Raw genomic sequence first — 18,790 nt, 5'->3', positions numbered from 1 at the left:
TGAACGCGCGCGGCTCTCAACGGCCGACCGCAGCCTCGCCCATGAGCGCGGCGGCAATCCCGGGGAGCCAGGGAAGCAGGATCACACCGAGGCAGATCGAGAGCGCTACGATCGAGGCGACAAGATCTTCGTCCAATCCGGTTTCCGTTGCGAAAATGACCGCCGTCACCGCCGAGGGCATCCCGGCGATCAGGATCACGACCGCCCGTTCCACTCCAGTCAAATCCAGCAGCCAGGCAGCGGCGACTCCTAACAACAGCCCGCCGAGCATTCGTAGCGCCACGCCCAGACAGGTGAGCCGCCAGGTGCGGTGCAATGCCACGAGGCTGATGGACAGGCCGAGGACGAGGCTTGCCAGCGGTGTCGTCATGAGGTGCACCGGCGTCAAGATGGCATGGAGCCAGGAGGGCAGATGAAGTCCGGCCGCTTTCATCGCCAGCATGACGGTCAAGGCCCAGAAAGGAGGCGAGGTGAGCAAGCGCGTGAGCGCTGAGCGCGCCGACGGTGCGGCGGTGCCGTGCCACACGGCCAGTGCATACAGCGCCGTCAGCGTGAGTGTGGTTTGGCCGAGATCAAAGAGGATTGCGTGCGCGAGACCGTCATCGCCGAACGTCGCCAGGGCGACGGGATAGGCAAAGTACACGGAGTTGATGCAGCCGATGGCCAGGAGGAATCCGCCCTGCGTCGGGCGGGCGAGGTGCAGCGCGCGCGCGAGCGGCCAGGACACGAGTACCAGCGGGAGGGAGATGAGGCAGGCGGTCAACGGCAGCTTCCAGGCTGTCGGGGCGAAGGCCACGCGATCCAACGACACGAGAATCGTCGCCGGCAGCGTGATGGAAAAGACAAAGAGCCCCAGCTTCTCCGCATAGGGTTTCCCGAGCAGGCCCGACAGACGGAGCGCAGCGCCGACGACGAAGAGAATCAGAAACGCTTGCAGGGTCGGAGGCATGGGGGAGGAGAGTAGCAGAAAACTCTGAGCGGGTCCTGGGGGAAGCGTGCGCCGCTATCGGATTATCTCGCTATGTTGCTAAGGGCAGGTCAGCCACTGTTCCACGTCGGGTCTCACTGATCGTTCAATCGCACTACCCTGTGGAAAGGTCCCGAGCGCGCCCTGGCGGGCGACGATGCCGATATAGCCGTGGCTGCGATCCCAGAACGGATAGGCCCCGTAGGCGCCGGGGCTGGAGACGCGCGTCCCCGCCGTGCAATTGAACGTGGGGCTCTGACATTCGTGCCAGAGGCCGAGCCCGTAGTGCCAGTCTTCGCCTAGGCCGTCCAAGGCCGGTGAATGGGCGATTACGACGGAAGCGGTGTGATCAGCCAGGAGCTGGCCCATCGATGTGGCATTCAGCAACGAGCCGTTTTTTAGCGCCTTGAGAAAGGCCATGTATTCCTCGCCGGTCCAGTGCATGCCGCCGGCCAGGCGGGGATTCGTGGCAGAGGGTAAATCATAGGTCGATGTGGAGAAGAGACCTGTCTGAGTTTTAAATTCTGTGAAGACATCTTGCCAAGTGGCAACGCCCCGTGCCTTGATCGCCATGAGCCCCGCCACTTGCAGATGGGTGCTGGCGTAGTAGAACTGTTGCCCTGGGGTCATGCCGTTTCCGGCGTTGGTCGTCGCGATGCTGTTCACGCAGGTTTCAAAGCTCGATCCACCGAAGTCCTGACAAGGCGGCTCGGTCGTCAGCCCGGAGGTGAAGCTCAGCAATTGCTCAAGCGTCATATTGAAGAGCGGATCGGTGTTCGTGATAGGCCAGGTTGTCATGTACCGCTGCGGTTTGTCTGTCAGGCTCAGATATCCTTTCTCCACCAGCCGCAGGATGATCACAGCAGAAACCATTTTGGAAGTCGAGGCGGATTCATAGGAGGTCAGTAGCGTGGAGCCGCCCCGGTTGTAGGTGTAGCGGCGGCCATCCTGCCGTTCAACTGAGAAGGAAAAGTCCACTTCAGACGAAGTTTGCGCCAGCGTGCTATCCATCGCTCCTTCGAGTTGCGCGACCGAACAGGACGGGCCGGTGACAGGGCTGGGCGCAGGGGGCGTGTCTGATCCGCCGCCACCGCAGCCGCTGAGCAGACTGAGCGCAAAGGAAAGGCTGATGGCCAGGAAAGGTGTGTGTCGCATGCAGTGTATAACGTGGAACCAGAAGATTCGTTGACCTACCGTACAGCTAAGCCTGATGCCACTCTCGTGAGAGTCAGGGAGGCAACGAGGACGGATTGTCGAACGGCAGGTGATGGAACTGGCACTGGTGCCCTCCCTACTATCCCGCCCTCTTGTCCGCGGCTGGGGAACTGCATTAAGCTGTATTTATGGAAGAGTCAGGCTGGGCGCTCGTAGCCGCCGCTGCAGGGATGGTCGTGATTGGATTGGTACGGCAGTGGTACCGTCGGCGGGTTGCGGCCAAACTGGCGGACCAGATACTCTCCGAAGTGATCAAGGGGAAAGACGCCTTCCGCCGATAACCCGTCAGCGGAGATCCCCATGTAAAATTCAGCCTGCCTTCAGCGCGTCACTTCGCAATCGTAATGCTGGGGACGCCCACGCGCGGAACTTCGCTGACAGTCATTTGGAACAGGAAATAGAGCAACTGAAACCCTTTGCGGTTCCAACGCGTCAGAGGTCCGGTGGTATCGACCGCGTAATGTTTGCCATGGAACTTGACCGACATATCAGCGTCGGACGGTGCGCTGTCCGACATCACAAGTTCGATCGTGTGCACGGGGTTTTCTTCCACGGGCATTGTACGGGGATCCTTCTCCACGTGGTACTCGCGTTCTTCTTCCAGCCCGCGCCCTAGAGCGCTCAGAATCGTATTGAAGCTGCGCAGCCTGAAATTTCCCCTGAGCGGATACTCTCCGCCGAAATGGCCGGGGCGAATGTCGAAGGACACATCGCTTACGTGCCCATTCTGCGTCTCATAGATCAACTGCTCCCGTTCCTCCGGCGACAGTGTGTCGGGGTCATAGTTCGTGATGAGCACGCGTCCCACAATCGGTTTCTGAAGTGTGTAGGTGGCGTCCTTTTGGTTGTAGGTAAGGAGATATTCATTTTGCAGCGATTGAAAGCCTTCGGCGCTGACCGAGTTGGCGGGAATCGTCCAGGTGCGGTGTGAAATGAGCGGCTCGGCATAGAGCTGATTCTGGTCTTGAATGGCTGAGAGGTGTGTGACCACCCTGCGGAACATTTCATAGCCCTGTTTATCAGACGGCGTATTGCGGAAGGCGACCTCCCGGCCGTCCTGCTTGATTCGCAGTTCCTGCATCATCAGCCGGAGCATCAAATCGATGTCGAACCGTTGCCGGAGTAGCAGCACGAATTTGGTTTCCTGAAACGGCGTCAACAGCCGCTTGGTGAACTCTTCCCCTTCGATGGGCACGATGCTGATCGTCGGGTTTTCCGCCACGCTGCCGCCGAACGTCGGCACGAGCGTCATGCCGGTGTCGCCCGTCAGCGCCGGAGTCGCTCCGGCATTCACGCGGAAGTCGAATGTCGCGGCGATATTCGAAACGCCAGTGAAATGAATCGGCTGATGCCGATGGGCGCGGGCAATGTTGATGAGCAGTTGCTTGGAGATGGCATCCGTCACGGCTTCATCATAGGCCGTCACTGCGCGATTCAGCGTGATCGGCGACAGACAGCCCGACAGAGTCAGGCTGTAGAAAGCCCCGGCCAACGTGAGCCGCGCAAAGGATGTAAAGCGGAGAAGCATTGTCATAAGAGCACTCACTGAAAGCCCAACCATAGATGGACGAATTATGGAACTACACTCAGTCGCGCCCTACGTTCAATATGCCTAAGTGAGTCGATGCAATCCTTCAGCCTTCCAAAGCTCCCTACCCATTTCTGGCCAATGCCATTGCTATAGAGGTCTAAGAAGCCATTTGGCGTAGGATACTCGACATGGATATCTGGATGCAGGGCCTTTGCAAAAAAACAACCTACTGCCTGTAATTTGCTGCCAGTAGGTGCCAGTAGAATTCGGTGATCTACGGCAATTTCCCAGTAAAGATCTAATAACGTTCTGACTGTTTCGCGATAATTCAGGGTTGAAGTCGTTCTTCGAGGAAGTCCCTTATTCTTTCCAGACAGAAATACTGGATTATCCTTTTCGGGCCATTCTTGCCTTAACTGTTCATGAATCCATGCTGTAGCCTGTTCTCGCCAGAGGTGGTCTGGTGGTTTCCCGTTGATTAGGAAAAGGCGACTTGGATAAGCGACATCAAGGAGGGCTTGGGTTAGAAGTTCGTTGAGAGACATAAAGGCGATAGCCGCTGTCGGTTGTCCCTGCATTGAAACACTAGACAGTCGAGTTACTCGGATTACTCCCTTAACACCGGTATAAACCTGCATGCTGGGTTGGTGAAGATCTTTGCGCGCTTTAGCATGCTCAAACATGGCCTGTGATGGGCCGTACTCTCTAGCTTCAGCATAGAAAAGCCGAACATCACAATTCATTTCCCTGCATACGTCAAGGCACAAGATAATTGCGAGCTTAGACATGGCCGAAATATCTAGAATCACTTTATCCGCGCCTAGTTCTGTTAGGGATGTTGTTAGTCTTTGAGGAAAACTTTCCGGGTTAAACCGATCGTATTCGCTTGTGCGGATACGGGAGAATCCATTGCCTCTTAGGACGGACACTATTTCATGGACCTTATTTCGTGCGTCTTGGGGGCTATAATCGAGAATGACAGCGCAACCAGATCCCTTGCAGCTTAGTGTTTTAGCCGCAGACAACGCTCTATCCTCAAATCCGCCAGATGTGATCAGTACCTCTCCATCTCTGAGACCAGACTTGGCGAGTGGTTTAAGCGCTGGAAGAAGAGCTTCGATCTTGTTCGAAACTGAATTCGTCATGGCCTCACAAGAATTCCTCATTGCTAAGGTCGTCGTATCGTGAGTCCATTTGGTTTAGATCAAATGGCATATCGATCTGGCCAGTGCCCTGTGCGGCAAAGCGTTCCCCCTGTCTGCTGATTGACAGCCTGAACTGGTCTGGCTTGAGAAGCAGGAGGCAGAAATTCTCGCAAGAGAGAGAGACACTATCCCGTTTTGATAGTGCTAAAGTGCAAAAAGGCAGAAGAAGCCTCCTTAGATATAGCCTCGGAACAAATGCTCCTCGAACGCTTTTCCCTCGTGCATCGCGCATGAATAAACCGTACCGAATGAGATCCTTATAGAGCTCTGAGGCCAAGCCGGAGAGTCTAAGTTCGTCTACAATTTCTATACGAAAGGCCATTCGAGGAACATCGCGAACTTTGGCCCCTTCCCGGATGCTGTATGTAGGTCCCAATAGTAGTTGTCGTGCGGAGGCAACAAAAGCTTCAACTATTGCTTTCAAGTGATTCCCGTAGTTGCCTCCTGCAAAATGAAAGTCAGGCTGGGTCTCTTTTACTTCCAGAAGCGCTTTATCGACCGAGCCCTTGTCTGTGGGTTGATTGCGAGCCTGCGCCTCTAGCCATTGGCCTCCTCGATTTCTAAACACGCGATCCTGCATTTCCGAATCAAGTGGTGGGCTGAAGGTAGCCGCTTGTTCTTTCGATTGATCGAGTAACTCCTGTACCAGTTGGATCATTGTCCTAGTATCGCCAGACCATAGAGAAGTGAATGTGTCCCATCCGTGATAAAGCACTTTAGGTCGTGTGGGGCCACGGCGCTGGGAGGAGGCTAGAACGCGATCATCTCCTGATTTTTCTGGGAGTTGTTTTCGGAGACGGCGAGCAAATTCGGTCTTGCTAATCCCCAGGCTACCAAGGAGTGTTGGAAGTTTCCTGCTCTCCAAGGGGATGCGATGGTCTAACTGTAAACGTCGTTCAAATACTTCATTGAGAAATCGAGCACGTTCGATCTCGCTCATGAAGAGCGATTCCTCGCCCATATCGATGAGGTGATAATCATCACCATCTTGAAGAATCTTCCCACTTGAATCTTCCGAAAGGAACGTAGTTGCTGATTCTGTCGCTACCTTGGAAACAAACTCACTGCTACGCTGGAAGAGCAGTCTGTTTAATATTCTCTGCATTGAAATAGAGACGCGAGGCGTAGTGTAGTCGTCGATGAAAAGAAAGACAGACTTCTTTGCGAGCCATGGGCAAATGCCTCTCATGGAGGAGATGAACTGGCGAAGCCATGAGTGTTGTGAAAGGTCGGCAAATCCTGGGAATACGTTCGGCTCTACCCCTCTAAGAAAGCTCCATTTGATTCTCTCAAGAAGGGAGCGATATCGATCAAGAGGATCTTCTCCTACCACTAGAGGCTGTGGCTCACTGTCCCCAGCAAGTAACATACGCATTATTGAAATAAGAGGCTCTGGAACTGCCTCATTAAATTGTCCGCGACGGGCCGATTGAATTGCTAGGAAGTCTGAAAGAACGCACAAGTTTGCATAACAAATTAGCTGGCGAGCTTGCTCTTGCGATGGCAGTGACGGAAAGCTGGAGAACGCATCGGCGATATCGTTCGCGTTAACATATAAACCTGTGAAGAGGGAGCTATCTGGGAAATCATCAATCGGCCCACATTCGACAGAAAGGCGCTCGCTCAATCGTCTAAATAGCATGGTTTTCCCGCATCCACGAGGCCCCGTGACCACAGTGGAGATGTCAGGCTCCAATATTCGTGATCTTGCCGGTACTGAAGGTACAAATAAACGTTTCCACAGTTGCCACTCATCTCCAAGCATCTCACTGACTTGAAATTGCCCAACCTTCATGATGGGTGGAGGGGGAAGTTGCGACGACTTGGGTTGAGGTGATTCTCCCTTAGCAAAATGATCAGACGGAGATGGGGCAAGAGCCCGATTCCTGAAATCCCGGAGAACTTGTAGGAGGTCTTTCGGAAGATGTCGCTCGCTCAGGCAGGTTTCATAAAGGTGTTTGCGGACAAATGTCCTAATTTCGTAGAGCATCTGCCGATCCGTAAAGTTTCCCTCGTCCCACTCAACTTTCTGAATAATCTCATCGGCAATCGCGGCTAATCCACGATAGTCATCTTTTGGCTTTTTTTCACCGCCAGATGTGCCGTAACCAAAATCAGAAACATATATAGGCTCTCTTGCCTGAAGGGAGTTGTCGAGTACAGCGTCGTCTTGCTCGCCAATTAGAATATTCCCGGCGTGAAGATCGCCATGTCGAGGTACACCTTTTGCTCGACATGCATGGAGAACGTGAAGAACGCGCTCAATTACAGCCAGAAGGAAACTTACGGGACAGGATTGTATCTCCTGGAGATATGTCTTTAAGTTACGGCCTGGGGGTATATAGTCCCAAACTGTATATTGGAAGACTTCAGTTCGCCTTTCGTGAGTAATCTGGTGTGTCCCTAGGGTATGAAAATGAACCACTCCTGGAATTGCATGAAGCTTGGAGACCTTCTTCAGCTCCGTTTGCCATCCTGCTTTGGGTGTTCCTTTAATCAGCTTTACTGCAACTTCCGACTCCAAATCTTTTCGGATAGCTTTGTACACATAACCAATTTGTCCACATCCGATGTAGTGATCGAGACGGAAATCGCCGACATCACAACCCTTGAGCGACATGAACCAAGGGTCTGGTTGCTTTGATGGTTTCCTAGTCTGGTATCGCTTTGCCATGGCTTATTAGGCTCATTGGTTTCGATAGACAAGAATCGTCTCAGCCTTTGTTCCTTTGCATTCCCTTCGGGATCTTCGTATGTCAGGAATCTTGTCTCGGTATTCTGCTATCAGCTCGAAGCCATTAAGTTCATCGTTGAGTGAGAAAACTTGCTTGGCGATCGTGGCCGTATTTATTGATTGTCCGCCGCGTGTAGCATCTCCTAGGACAAGAGCGAACACACCTTTTGATCGGATCATTGGAGCCAATCGACTGCAAACGCCAGAGAGTAGCGCTGTGAAGGCCGCCTTCTTGTTTAGAGTTCCCAATTCGAGTCCTGCGGGTAGACTTCTCTCGATGAACCAGAGTCTCAGTCTGTTATCTCTCACATAGTCCAATTCATTCATGTAGGGAGGACTTGTAATGACTGCGTGAATGCCCTGCATGCGTGGGAAACTCCTGGCGTCCACGAGAGACACTCTAGGTTTTGCCAGAGTTCGAATTGGGAATCTTTTGTACGTCCTTACGATTTTGGCAAGCATGCGGGATTTAACATCACGTTCTATATATAGTTCAGGAAATTCTGCTCGCGGGAATTTCAAGTTGCGAAGATAAGGTACTAAGTGACTACTGGGGTAAGAAAGAAAGCCAGGGCGCTGATGGTGCAAGATCCCTAATAAGCATGCCAGGAGGAAATGCTCTTGTTGATATACGCAAGCGTCCCGGAATGCGAGGGTGCTTCGGAGCGTCTCCGGATGGAAGAATGATCGAACCCATTTGGGAACTGTTCGAAGGTCTTGTTTGTCAAGAATCCGACGAGACGATTTCCATATAGTTTCGAACCTGGTCAGTGCAGTATTTAGTGTGGGCGGAGGAATTAACTTAGCCTTGGTCAGGATGTAGGCATAAGGGCTCCAATCTCCAGCCGCAACCCGACGTTTGCTTGCAGAAGCCTCAAGGGGTACCACTCCACTTCCGCAAAAAGGATCTACAACCAAGTCGCCTGGTCGAGTGAATTTCTCAATTAGTGCGCGGGCCATTGCAGCTTTCATCCGACCGATATATGGAGCAATCTGATGTAGCGTCCAATCAGTGTGAACGGTTGAAGAGTGGTCCCAAGAGAGCGAAAGGTCGGTGTTCATCTGAAATGGCCGCATAGTGTTTATGGCAGAAAGTGGTATCTGTCTTATCTTTGAAGGCGAATCTTTGAATGTACAAAGGAGCTTTGACGCTGCGAGGGTACCACACAGAGGGCTGAAATTACAGAAAGTCAAGGCGGTATAAGCGACCACCAATCCGACTCAGTTTCCACTCTTCCCAACGCATCTATTGAAATTCTCCGGCGTGTAACGTGATCCGTGTCATCTCCTCTCGCTCCCGATTGACAGCGCATTGTCTGCTCGTCACAATCCTGCCTCGTTTAGATTATGCTCAGCATGGCCACGGTAAGGGGAATACGATGGCGCAACGCTATCCCGAACTTTCTGATTCGCACATCCAATTCATCGCCAAACAGAAGATCTTCTTTGTCAGCACCGCCACGGCGGAGAGCCGAGTGAATGTGTCGCCCAAGGGGATGGATGCGTTGCGCGTGCTTAGCCCGCGGCGGGTGGTGTGGCTCAATGTCACTGGGAGCGGGAATGAAACGTCGGCCCATGTGCAGCATGACCCGCGCATGACGCTGATGTTCTGCGCCTTTGAGGGGCCGCCGGTGATTCTACGACTCTATGGAACGGCGACCGTCATTCACCAGGGTGACGTGGAGTGGAGCGAGTTATCTTCTTTGTTCCCTCCGCTGCCTGGCGCGCGGCAGATTTTCGATATGACGCTCGATCTTGTGCAAACCTCCTGCGGGATGGCGGTGCCTTATCTCTCCTATACCGGCGACCGCGAGTTGCTGAACGAATGGGCCGGCAAGAAAGGCGAGGAGGGGATACGGCAGTATTGGAAGGAGAAGAACCAACTCAGCCTCGACGGCCTTCCCACGAATATCCTGGATCACAAGGGGGAGAATTCGTGAATGAAATAACTTGTGGGAAGCCAGGCTTCCAATAGCAGTTCAGGGGTGAAGTACGGGTGCGAGGACAGGGGGGTGAACGCCCCACACACGAATAGACACGAGCGGGTCGGTAATTCCGTAACTCCAGGAGGTCTTATGCAACGCAAAGGTTCGGCTATCTGGCAAGGCGATTTGAAGTCCGGCAAAGGCACGGTATCGACGGACAGCGGAGTGTTGTCGCAGACGCAATATTCCTTTTCGACAAGATTTGAAAGCGGTAAGGGCACCAACCCGGAAGAGCTGATCGCCGCGGCGCACGCGGGCTGCTTCACGATGGCCCTGTCCGGACAATTGGGCGCGGCCGGTCTGGTCGCTGAGAAGCTGGAGACGACGGCCACGGTGACGTTCGAGAAGCTTGAAGCCGGATGGACCGTGACGGGTATCTTATTGGATGTCAACGGCACGGTGCCCAAGGCGGATCAGGCTGCGTGGGAGAAGGCGACGCAGGCCGCCAAAGCCGGCTGTCCGATCTCGCGCCTGCTCAACACGACGATTACGATGCAGGCCAAGCTGGAAGGATAATGCGGTCGCGCCGGGCGCGCCACGAGGATAGCAAGCCATAGGGCCTGCGTAGGCGGAGGTCCGTCCTGATGACGCACAGCTCTGCTCCGTCGCTCATTCTTTCCAGCGCGGCAATCGAGAGGCGGTAGCGGGGAGATGTGAGTGGGCGATGAAGGTGGTACGTGCAGAACGCGACCATCGCGCCACGGGCGTCACACTCGGTCAGCGCTGCGCGCTCTCTGTCTCCGGGGGTTCCCAGATATCCAGATGCTTGCCTTCGACTTGGAAGACCTGTTGCGCTCCGAAGATGTGCTCCACTTCATCGGGGGAAGACATTTGCACCACCCCGACGAAAAATCCTCGGGCATCCCGCAGAACGTGCACCGACTCCACTTTTCCGAACGGGACGAAAATCTGGCGGAGCTGACTTCGGGTATACGAGGGCGGGAACCCACTGATGTAGATTTGTGATGCCATAGCTCACCTCCTTGTGAGAGGTCGGCATTGTCTAGGCGAGCAACGAGCCGAACAGCACACCCAAGTGCGTAGCCAGGCACAGGGCTTCTGTATCAGCTCTTGCGCGAGGCAATGTCTCCCTTCTGTATGACTACGTACTAGTAGTGTACCAGCCGAATATCCAGCCCGCCACTAGGTAAATCCCTTGGCGCTTGCATGTGATCGGGGCGCGTTGAATTCTTTCCCTGGTCGCAGACCCATCCGCAGCCGTTGCGACTCTCTTGTATGCGTCACAGAGGTCTGTGTCTCTGGCGCATGATCGTCTGACAAAAGCGACACAGCGTTGTGACCATGTGGCTTCTTCCACCACAGTGGTGCGAGGCGACCTGGGGCTCTCGATCTTCCACTCCGTTCATTCAAAAGGACATTCCTCCTCAGTTCCGGAAAGGCAAACAGTAGCCCCTGCGTGCGCAATGACACGGGCAGGCGCCAAGGAGCGAGCCAATGGACTGGGCTTGTGCCCTATCGCCCCATCGGAATTTCGATCACGAGGCCTCCGATGGCTTCATCCAACTTAAAATCTTTCTTAGCGCTCTGGGGGTGGGTGTTGTGGCACCCCACGCAGGACTGACTGATGGCCCGGTCGGCGTAGATGGCTTGAAAGTAGGTCTCGCTCCCTTGCGTGACCGTTCCGGTCACGACTCGTTCGGGGTGTGCGCGCAACGACTCCAGGCCGGCCTTCTCTGTCGTATTCCTCGGAGCATTGAGCGGGTTGATCGGCCAGAGACTGATGAGCCGGTAACGGACCGGTGTGCCGGTCATGGCTGAGAGTGCACTGGATTCGATGAGGAACTGGGCCGGCAGGGGGAGCGTATCTTTCTTTGCCCGCCAGTTTTCGGCGGCCGTCGCTCCGCCGCCGTTCTGCAGTCGTTCGACCACGTGGATGGTATAGAACGTCCGATCCGCTTCGATCACCGCATGGAGGTAGTTTGCGACAGTTTCCGGCGGGATGCCGGCTTGTTCGCCAGCCAGCGCCGCGTTCTGCAGCGGCAGGTTCAGGGACAGAATCACGAGGGCGAGGGATGTGAGACCTCTCATGGCGGGACCTCCTTCATGAAAGTGGGGACCGACCCTATGTTTCAGCATAGTCCTCTTGCCGGGATGGTACAAATACTTCCGGCGGGCGTCGTGCGTGCGTGCGCGCGCCTCGGTGACGCCCCTCTGGAATCGGCTGATTCTCGGGAGTTAATATGTCGGGAACTTCCGTTTATTCTGTCTTATCAAGGAGCCTGGTATGAGAATTTTGTTGGCTGTCGACGAGTCTGAAAACTCCCATCGCGCGGCTCGGTATGTCGGTTCTCTCCTGCGCCGAACCCCCGATGTTTCGCTGACGCTCTTTCATGTGCTCAAGCCCATGCCGCGGGGATTGCTCGAGCATGGCGGATCGGAAGATCCCGCCACCGAGGCGCAATTGGGGGGGCGGTTGCGCGATGAACAGCAGGCGTGGATTCGGAAGGAGCGCGAATCCGAATGCCAGGTCCTAAAGGGGGTATGCGAAACACTGGGGCAATCCGGATTCGATACGAGCCGGGTGTCGAAGCAGTTCGGCCATGAAGACGATATCGCTAGAAATATTCTCGAAGAGGCTCACAGCGGCCAGTACGAAACGATCGTGGTCGGACGGTATGGCACGTCTTTGGCCAAACGTCTGTTCGGCGGCGGCGTGACGGATCAACTGTTGCGCGACGCCAAAGGTTTTGCGATTTGGGTGGTGGAATGATGTAACGGTCCCGCTGTGCGGTCATTAGGGGAAACGGCAGAGGCAGCCTCGCGTATGCTAGAGCGCTGCCTCTGCGTCGACAGGTGTATCCGTTTGCGGTAGCTTGTTTCCTGCCTCGCTTCTTCTTCGGTTCTGTGCTCATCGTTCCTGTCTGCGCCGTGCTTGCCCGGCGCTTCGATGTACAACTTGTGTACGGTGGTTGCCCGCTGTACGATTTCATCGACTCCATCAATCACTCGCTCTGTGGCGTCCCAAGGCGCATCGGCAGGGTTCTTGTTCTGCAAGAGCAAGAGATTGATGAGTGAGGAGATCATTCATGCACGCAGCACCGAGTGGGTCGATCAGCACAAATATCCCGCAGCGGATGGACCGCCTGCCTTGGTCGCGATGGCATTGGCTGGTGGTGACGGCGCTCGGCGTCACGTGGATGCTCGATGGGTTTGAGGTGTCCATTGTCGCCGCGCTCGGCCCCGTCCTCACTCATAGCACCACGTTACACTTAACGGAATCCGAAGTCGGGCTGGCCGCGTCGGCCTACTTAGCCGGCTCTGTGCTCGGGGCCGTCGTGTTCTCCTATCTCACGGACCGGCAGGGGCGAAAGAAATGGTTCATGCTCACGCTCCTGCTCTATCTGAGCGCTACGGTCTGTACGGCGTTGTCCTGGAACTTGGAAAGTTTCATGTTCTTCCGTTTCTTGACCGGCGCTGGGATCGGTGGAGAGTACGCGGCCATCAATTCCGCCATCGATGAACTCATCCCTGCCCGTTGGCGTGGGCAGGCCAACCTGGCGATCAATGGCACCTGGTGGCTGGGGACGGCAGTCGGCGCGCTGCTCACGATCGTGTTGTTGAACCCGCAGTTCATCCCTGAAGAGTTGGGATGGCGCCTGTGTTTCGGTTTAGGCGCGGTCCTGGGCGGGAGTATTGTGTTCCTCCGGCGGCACCTTCCGGAAAGTCCACGCTGGCTCATGACCCACGGGAGGATGGAGGAAGCAGAAGCGGTCGTCTCCGGGATCGAAGATCAGGTCTCGCGCGATACGAGATTGGCCGCGCTGCCGCCGCCCGAGGGTTCGATGACCATTCATACCCGGCAGCATGCGACTCTGGGCACCGTCGTCGGGCAGCTCCTCAAGATTTATCCGAGAAGGACGCTGTTGGGGATCGCGCTCATGACGACGCAGTCATTCATGTACAATGCGATTTCCTTTACCTACCCGCTCGTTCTCGTGAAGTTTTATGACGTCCCAAGCAGCAGCATCGGTCTCTATATTCTGCCGTTTGCGCTGGGCAACTTCCTCGGCCCGTTAGTGCTCGGACGCTTCTTCGATACCGTCGGCCGAAAGCCGATGATCAGCGGCTGTTATGCCGCTGCCGGTTGCCTGCTCGCGGTAACCGGGTATTTGTTCTGGCAGGGCCTGTTCACATCCGTGAGCCAAACACTGGCCTGGTCGGCCGTCTTTTTCTTCGCGTCGGCGGGAGCCAGTGCGGCCTATCTGACCGTCAGCGAGATCTTTCCCCTGGAAATTCGTGCAATGGCCATTGCCTGTTTCTTCGTCGTCGCGCAGGGAGCGGGAATCGTTGCTCCGTGGCTGTATGGCCAGCTGATCGAATCGTCCGCCACGAGTATCTTCTACGGCTATTTATTCGGAGCCGGATTGATGCTGATCGGCGCCCTCGCCGAGCTGTTTATGGGGATCAAGGCAGAGGGCCGGTCACTCGAGTCTATTGCCACGCCTCTCTCTGCGCAGAAGACCTCAGAAGGGTAGTGGCAGGGTTTCTGCCACCCAGGCCTCACCGGAGGGAGTGGTCGTCCGTCGCGCTGGTTGGCGTTCCTCCTCGGAAACGGCACCGGGAAATCCTGTTCGCAATCGAGTGCTGCCGTGCATCCAGCGGTCGTAGGGGACTGTGATGATTATCCTGCGGGATGATTCTGGACGACGCGATCGGGAAGACAAGAATCGACATAGTCTCGACGACGTTCCCATGAATGTCGTGACAACGAGCGGTGGAGGCATACCTGATTCACCTTAGGCTCAAGCCTCGGCCATTCCGTCCATCCTGCCGGGTGCTCCAGTTGCGAGTGTATTTGCAGAAACGTATGATAGGGATGTACGCGCAACATTTATTGAGAGGGAGGTGTGGTGATGGCACTGTTTCTCGCACTCTATCTTGTCTTCGTTGCAGTCGTTCCCGCATTTGCTCTTGAGGGGGCCGCATCGACCGCACCCGCCGCCATCAAAGCGGATGTAATGTATTGGGAGGGGAACGAACTCATTGTGAAGGAAATCTCCGGCCACGAGATCCGCCTCGTGGTGACTCCGGCCACCAAAATCGACGGTGTGGTAGCCGGCCGGCTGAAGACCGGCGATAAGATCTTGGCGCAGGTCGGTGAGGATCGGCGCGCGATTTCAATCAGCGTACAAGTCCCCGATGCCGGCGGCCGCTGAGGTTGCCTGGCGTTTCATTTCGATGGATCCATTCAGACTCGGAAGGCGACGTTATGAATATGGCATCAGTGACACGCATCAAGTCGAAGACTCCGGTGCCGTATGAGCTCATGGCAATTCATCGCGAGACCCACGATACCAAGACGTTTCGTTTTGCTCTGCCAGAACACGCTACGCTGGACATGTTGCCCGGCGATCATCTCTATGTCCACGCGACGCTCGGCGGCAAGCCGGCGAAACGGCCCTACACGCCGTCGTCGCTGCCCGGCGCCACGGGTCACTTCGACCTGACGGTCAAGCGCTATGAGACTGGCACGGTGTCACGCTATCTCCATGACCGGCAGATCGGTGAAACCGTCCTAATGAGCGGGCCAGTTACAGGCGGCCATTGGGTGGACGGGATGGCGACGCAAGTCGGTTTCGTGGCCGGCGGCTCTGGCATCACGCCGATGATTGCGATCATTCGGGGGATTCTTGCCAGGAACCTGAACGTCGAATTGTTCTTGCTGTATGCGAACAAGGCGGAGGCTGACATTATCTTCCGCGAAGAATGGGATGCGCAGGTCCGCGTCCATGCGAACTTTCATTGCTATCATGTCTTGAGCAATCCGCCCGCGGGTTGGACCCAAGGCGTCGGCCGTATCGACGAGGCGGCGCTGCGCGGGCATCTCCCGCCGCCCGGCGCCGAGACGGTCATCTTTCTGTGCGGCCCGCCGCCGATGGTCGATGGAATCGAAGCGACGCTCAAATCCATCGGATATGCCGAGCACGCCATCATCCTGCCGTAGCTTACCGGCCGAGCAGCCCCTTCAGTAGGTCTTTGCCTTGTTGTTGAAGGTCTTTGGGATTCGTCGTGTCTTCCAGGAGGCCTTTGACCGCCTCGTTCAACTGTTCTTTCACCTGCTCTTGGACTTTTCCCGTCAGCTCTTTTGTATCTAACCCGTAGGCGGGAGCCTGGAGGGTGCCGGCGATTTGGAAGGGGAGCCTGAGCCGCCCGTCCTTCAGCGCGATTCTGACAATGGGTGAGGACGCCGCCAGTTTCTGGCTGAGGGCGGGGGTGAGATGCAGGTTCACGGCCAGGTTGAGCGTCTGGTCGAATCCGACAGTGCCGGCGCCGGTGGCTTGAAAATCGTGGCTGTCCATCAGCAGTTTCTGCACCGTGACGAGTCCCTGCTTGATCATGACATCGGTTTCGATCGCCGAGAAGGCCGTTGCTTTGAGGCGATCGGGTGAGAGGCCGGCGACCTTCAAGAGTGCGGAGGCCTCCTCCATGAGGTTGATCCCTTCGATCTTCCCGTTCTTGATCCGCAGATGTCCTGGTCCTTCTAAGGACTTGGTCAGGTCCGGCATGGTGAAGCCGCGCCCCGTCACGGCCAGGTCCATCGCCGCCGTCCCGCTCATGGAGACCGTGCTGTTCGGACTAATGGCCGCCAGCGCGGGGCCGAGTTGCAGGCCGTCGATCTTGATCTTGCCGCGAAACGGCGGAGCCTGTGAGCCTGTCGACAGCTCTCCCTCTGCTTTGAACTGGCCGTCGAACAATTGAAAGGACGCGTTGGAGAGACGCGCGTTCGGCCCCTTGAGATTGGCATTCACGAGCAGGTTTCTGAGTTCCACGGATTTCGCGAGTCCAGTTTCGACCGGCAGGTCTCCGGTCTGCACCGAAGGCGAGGAGAGGGTCACATTCGCCTGGCCGGCCAGCAGGGTGCCTTTGACCGACAGCACAGATCTTCCCAGGATCACACCAAGGCGCAAGTCGGAGACATCGGCCATGTCCAAGGGCGGCGCAGCGGGATTGAAGGGCTTGCGGGTTTTGGCGATGACGGTGAGATCCTTCAACTCCACCGGCTTGGTCAGCGGGATGGAGACCGGCATGTCGGCGGTATTCATGGACGGGGACGTGAGCGTCACATTGGCCTGACCATTGAGGACAGTCCCTTTGAGGTGTACGAGCGACTGACCCAGCGCGACCGCGACACGTAAGTCGGAGACATCGGCAATATCCAAGGGCGGCGCAGCGGGATTGAAGGGCTTGCGTGTGCTGGCGGTGACGGTAAGATCCTTCAACTCCATCGGCTTGGTCAGCGGCAGAGCAATCGGCAGGTCTGCGGTATTTACCGATGGCGAGGATACGGTCAGGGCGGCTTGGCCGTTGAGGACCGTGCCTTTCACATGGATCAGCGATTGGCCCAGCGCGACGGCGACACGCAGGTCGGAGACATCGGCCATTTCCAATGGGGGTGCCGTCGGTATGAACGGCACACGTGTCTTGGCCGTGACGGACAAATCCTTGAGTTCCACCGGTTTGGTCAGCGGGACGGCGACCGGCAGATCAGCGGTGTTGAGTGAAGGGGATGAGAGCGTCACATTCGCCTGGCCGTTGAGGACGGTCCCTTTGACCTGTACAGAGGAATCGCCCATGACGAGGGCCAGGCTCAGATTCGAGATGTCCGCCAACTCCAGCGGCGACACACCCTGCTTAAGCGGGTACGGCGCTTTGGCGGTCACCAGCAGATCCTTGATCTGTACCGGCTTTTGCAGCGGCAGGGTGATGGGGAGATCGGCCGTGTTGATGGCGGGCGCGGACAGGGTCGCATCCAAGTTGCCTCCGGCGAGAGCTCCCTTCACGGCGAGCGCGATCTTGCCGAATCCCAGCGCGAAATCGTACTGCTGCACTTCGAGTGTTTCAACCAGCGGGCCGAACCCGCCGTCCAGCGTGACGGGAAGATTGTAGGGCAGGACTGTGGTCTTGAGGTGGATTGAAGGCGATTGTCCGAGACGGACGGACTTCAGCAAGAGTTCGACGTCCTGCGCCTGGTATTCCGTGACCGGCGCCGTCGAAAGATCGCGATAGGTCAGCCGTCCACCTTCGATCGACACACGATCAACCGCGAATACGGCCAAGAGTTGTAATGGATTTCCGCCGGAATCCGGAACCTGGCCAGGCTCTGCTGGGGATGAGGTCGAGGTCTTGGCCCCGATGGTCGAGACATTCATCACGCCGTCTTTGTTGGTGATGACCGTGACGACCGGATCACGCAGAGAGATCTCCTCGACTTCCACCTGCTGACTCAAGAGGGGCAGGAGTTTCACCCCAACGTCCAACGACGTCAGCGAGACAAAGGGCCCGGCACTGAAGGCCGGATCGTCAAGGATGACTGCCCCGCTGATACGGGCGCCGAGGCGGGGCCAGATCGTCAGGCGGATGTCTTGGAGCTGGACCTTGCGATTCAGCGCCTCTTCGATCAGCGGTTTGTACCGGTCCTGATACTGGTTCAGGTCGATGAGAAACGGCAGCGCGAGGATCACGCCGAGGAGGAGCACGAATCCGACCGCCAGGCTGACGATAATTTTCACAAGCGTCTCTCCAATCTTTTTGCAGTATAGGAAGCGCCAGGCTGATGGTCAATGCGGGGGAGTGGCTGCCAGGCTGGGGCGGCGACAGCCGAATGTGAGGTAGCCGGAATGGTGAGTCGCGCGCGATCGTGGATTTTTCAAGATGTCCGCCGGATGCTCGTGCGCACCGCCAGGAGAAGCAGTTGAGCCGCCGGAGGGCTCCTCCTCGTTCTGCATCAGGAAGGGCAGATAGACGTTTCAAGCGGCTCGCATCTCTTCGGCGACGACCGCATCAAACTCCTCCCCCAACCGATCCGGTTCGAGAAATAGGAGATCAAAGACCACGGCTTTGGCGCCGGGTTCTTTTAAGTAGTGGACGACATACCCGTGTCGTTCACGGGACCAGGGCCACTCACTGGCCGTAGGATTCCAGGCTGGCCTCATCCACCGCAACCAGTACGATGTCGTTTCCGGCTTTGGTGGAATCTGCATACCGCTGGAACCGATGGTCGAGTGTCTTGAGTTCTGTGATGGTGAGCCAGCCCGACCAGTGTAGGGCCACGGCGAGAAGCCATACTGCTCCTCCTACCAGTGTCACAGAGATGATTTTGCGGTATCGCGTGGCGGCTTGCATCGTACGGCT

17 protein-coding genes are annotated in these 18,790 nt (G+C 56.4%); 7 read left to right on the top strand and 10 right to left on the bottom strand.

Annotation, left to right across the window (positions count from 1 at the left end):
• Positions 1-16: 16 nt before the first annotated feature.
• Together NITLEN_RS00925 and NITLEN_RS00920 are read right to left on the bottom strand one after the other, a co-directional pair.
• Complete coding sequence (locus tag NITLEN_RS00925) at positions 17-949, bottom strand: AEC family transporter (protein ID WP_121987703.1); 933 nt, start codon at positions 947-949, stop codon at positions 17-19.
• Positions 950-1,027: 78 nt separating this feature from the next.
• Positions 1,028-2,122 carry a serine hydrolase domain-containing protein gene (locus NITLEN_RS00920; protein ID WP_121987702.1) on the bottom strand — a complete coding sequence of 365 codons (1,095 nt, stop codon included), beginning with the start codon at positions 2,120-2,122 and terminating at the stop codon, positions 1,028-1,030.
• 188 nt (positions 2,123-2,310) lie between these two features.
• On the opposite strand from NITLEN_RS00920, the gene NITLEN_RS17960 reads away from it, so the two are divergent.
• Entirely contained in the window at positions 2,311-2,463 is a 153-nt protein-coding gene (locus NITLEN_RS17960) for a hypothetical protein (protein WP_181416554.1), read from the top strand.
• A gap of 47 nt (positions 2,464-2,510) precedes the next feature.
• Here the strand turns inward: NITLEN_RS17960 and NITLEN_RS00915 are convergent, their stop codons facing one another.
• The 4 genes from NITLEN_RS00915 to NITLEN_RS18760 are packed head-to-tail and all read right to left on the bottom strand — an operon-like array spanning position 2,511 to position 8,714.
• Positions 2,511-3,716 carry a hypothetical protein gene (locus NITLEN_RS00915; RefSeq protein WP_219999359.1) on the bottom strand — a complete coding sequence of 402 codons (1,206 nt, stop codon included), beginning with the start codon at positions 3,714-3,716 and terminating at the stop codon, positions 2,511-2,513.
• Positions 3,717-3,754: 38 nt separating this feature from the next.
• Entirely contained in the window at positions 3,755-4,858 is a 1,104-nt protein-coding gene (locus tag NITLEN_RS00910) for a hypothetical protein (protein ID WP_121987701.1), read from the bottom strand.
• A 4-nt stretch (positions 4,859-4,862) separates the two neighbouring features.
• Complete coding sequence (locus NITLEN_RS00905; RefSeq protein ID WP_121987700.1) at positions 4,863-7,592, bottom strand: ORC-CDC6 family AAA ATPase; 2,730 nt, start codon at positions 7,590-7,592, stop codon at positions 4,863-4,865.
• A 12-nt stretch (positions 7,593-7,604) separates the two neighbouring features.
• The gene (locus tag NITLEN_RS18760; protein ID WP_181416553.1) at positions 7,605-8,714 is read right to left on the bottom strand and encodes a DNA methyltransferase; all 1,110 of its coding nucleotides are present in this window, start codon (positions 8,712-8,714) and stop codon (positions 7,605-7,607) included.
• Between the two features lie 317 nt (positions 8,715-9,031).
• Between NITLEN_RS18760 and NITLEN_RS00895 the strand changes: the two genes are divergently transcribed.
• Both NITLEN_RS00895 and NITLEN_RS00890 read left to right on the top strand, forming a co-directional pair.
• The gene (locus tag NITLEN_RS00895) at positions 9,032-9,592 is read left to right on the top strand and encodes a pyridoxamine 5'-phosphate oxidase family protein (protein ID WP_121987698.1); all 561 of its coding nucleotides are present in this window, start codon (positions 9,032-9,034) and stop codon (positions 9,590-9,592) included.
• Positions 9,593-9,727: 135 nt separating this feature from the next.
• A complete protein-coding gene (locus NITLEN_RS00890) occupies positions 9,728-10,153 on the top strand; it encodes an OsmC family protein (protein WP_121987697.1) in 426 nt (141 codons plus the stop codon).
• A gap of 201 nt (positions 10,154-10,354) precedes the next feature.
• Here NITLEN_RS00890 and NITLEN_RS00885 read toward each other — a convergent pair whose 3' ends face one another.
• Entirely contained in the window at positions 10,355-10,609 is a 255-nt protein-coding gene (locus tag NITLEN_RS00885; protein ID WP_121987696.1) for an RNA recognition motif domain-containing protein, read from the bottom strand.
• Positions 10,610-11,110: 501 nt separating this feature from the next.
• Positions 11,111-11,686, bottom strand: a complete 576-nt coding sequence (locus NITLEN_RS00880; RefSeq protein ID WP_181416552.1) for a Tll0287-like domain-containing protein — start codon at positions 11,684-11,686, stop codon at positions 11,111-11,113.
• Positions 11,687-11,882: 196 nt separating this feature from the next.
• Between NITLEN_RS00880 and NITLEN_RS00875 the strand changes: the two genes are divergently transcribed.
• The 4 genes from NITLEN_RS00875 to NITLEN_RS00860 all read left to right on the top strand — a co-directional run bounded on the left by NITLEN_RS00875 (position 11,883) and on the right by NITLEN_RS00860 (position 15,602).
• Positions 11,883-12,368: a universal stress protein gene (locus NITLEN_RS00875; protein ID WP_121987694.1), complete on the top strand. Its 486-nt coding sequence runs from the start codon at positions 11,883-11,885 to the stop codon at positions 12,366-12,368.
• A 316-nt stretch (positions 12,369-12,684) separates the two neighbouring features.
• A complete protein-coding gene (locus NITLEN_RS00870) occupies positions 12,685-14,133 on the top strand; it encodes an MFS transporter (protein WP_121987693.1) in 1,449 nt (482 codons plus the stop codon).
• Positions 14,134-14,511: 378 nt separating this feature from the next.
• Entirely contained in the window at positions 14,512-14,814 is a 303-nt protein-coding gene (locus tag NITLEN_RS00865; RefSeq protein WP_121987692.1) for a hypothetical protein, read from the top strand.
• A 53-nt stretch (positions 14,815-14,867) separates the two neighbouring features.
• Complete coding sequence (locus NITLEN_RS00860; protein WP_121987691.1) at positions 14,868-15,602, top strand: cytochrome b5 reductase family protein; 735 nt, start codon at positions 14,868-14,870, stop codon at positions 15,600-15,602.
• A gap of 1 nt (position 15,603) precedes the next feature.
• Here NITLEN_RS00860 and NITLEN_RS00855 read toward each other — a convergent pair whose 3' ends face one another.
• A complete protein-coding gene (locus tag NITLEN_RS00855; protein ID WP_121987690.1) occupies positions 15,604-18,168 on the bottom strand; it encodes an AsmA family protein in 2,565 nt (854 codons plus the stop codon).
• A 237-nt stretch (positions 18,169-18,405) separates the two neighbouring features.
• On the bottom strand, positions 18,406-18,639 hold the full coding sequence (locus NITLEN_RS00850) for a CHASE2 domain-containing protein (protein ID WP_121988526.1): 234 nt from the start codon (positions 18,637-18,639) through the stop codon (positions 18,406-18,408).
• Positions 18,640-18,790 lie beyond the last annotated feature (151 nt).

Origin of the sequence: Nitrospira lenta (genome assembly GCF_900403705.1) — a bacterium.
In the GTDB taxonomy this organism is placed as follows: Bacteria; Nitrospirota; Nitrospiria; order Nitrospirales; family Nitrospiraceae; genus Nitrospira_D; species Nitrospira_D lenta.
The sequence above is the reverse complement of the archived record's forward strand: the minus strand, read 5'-3'. Positions and strand labels throughout refer to the sequence as shown.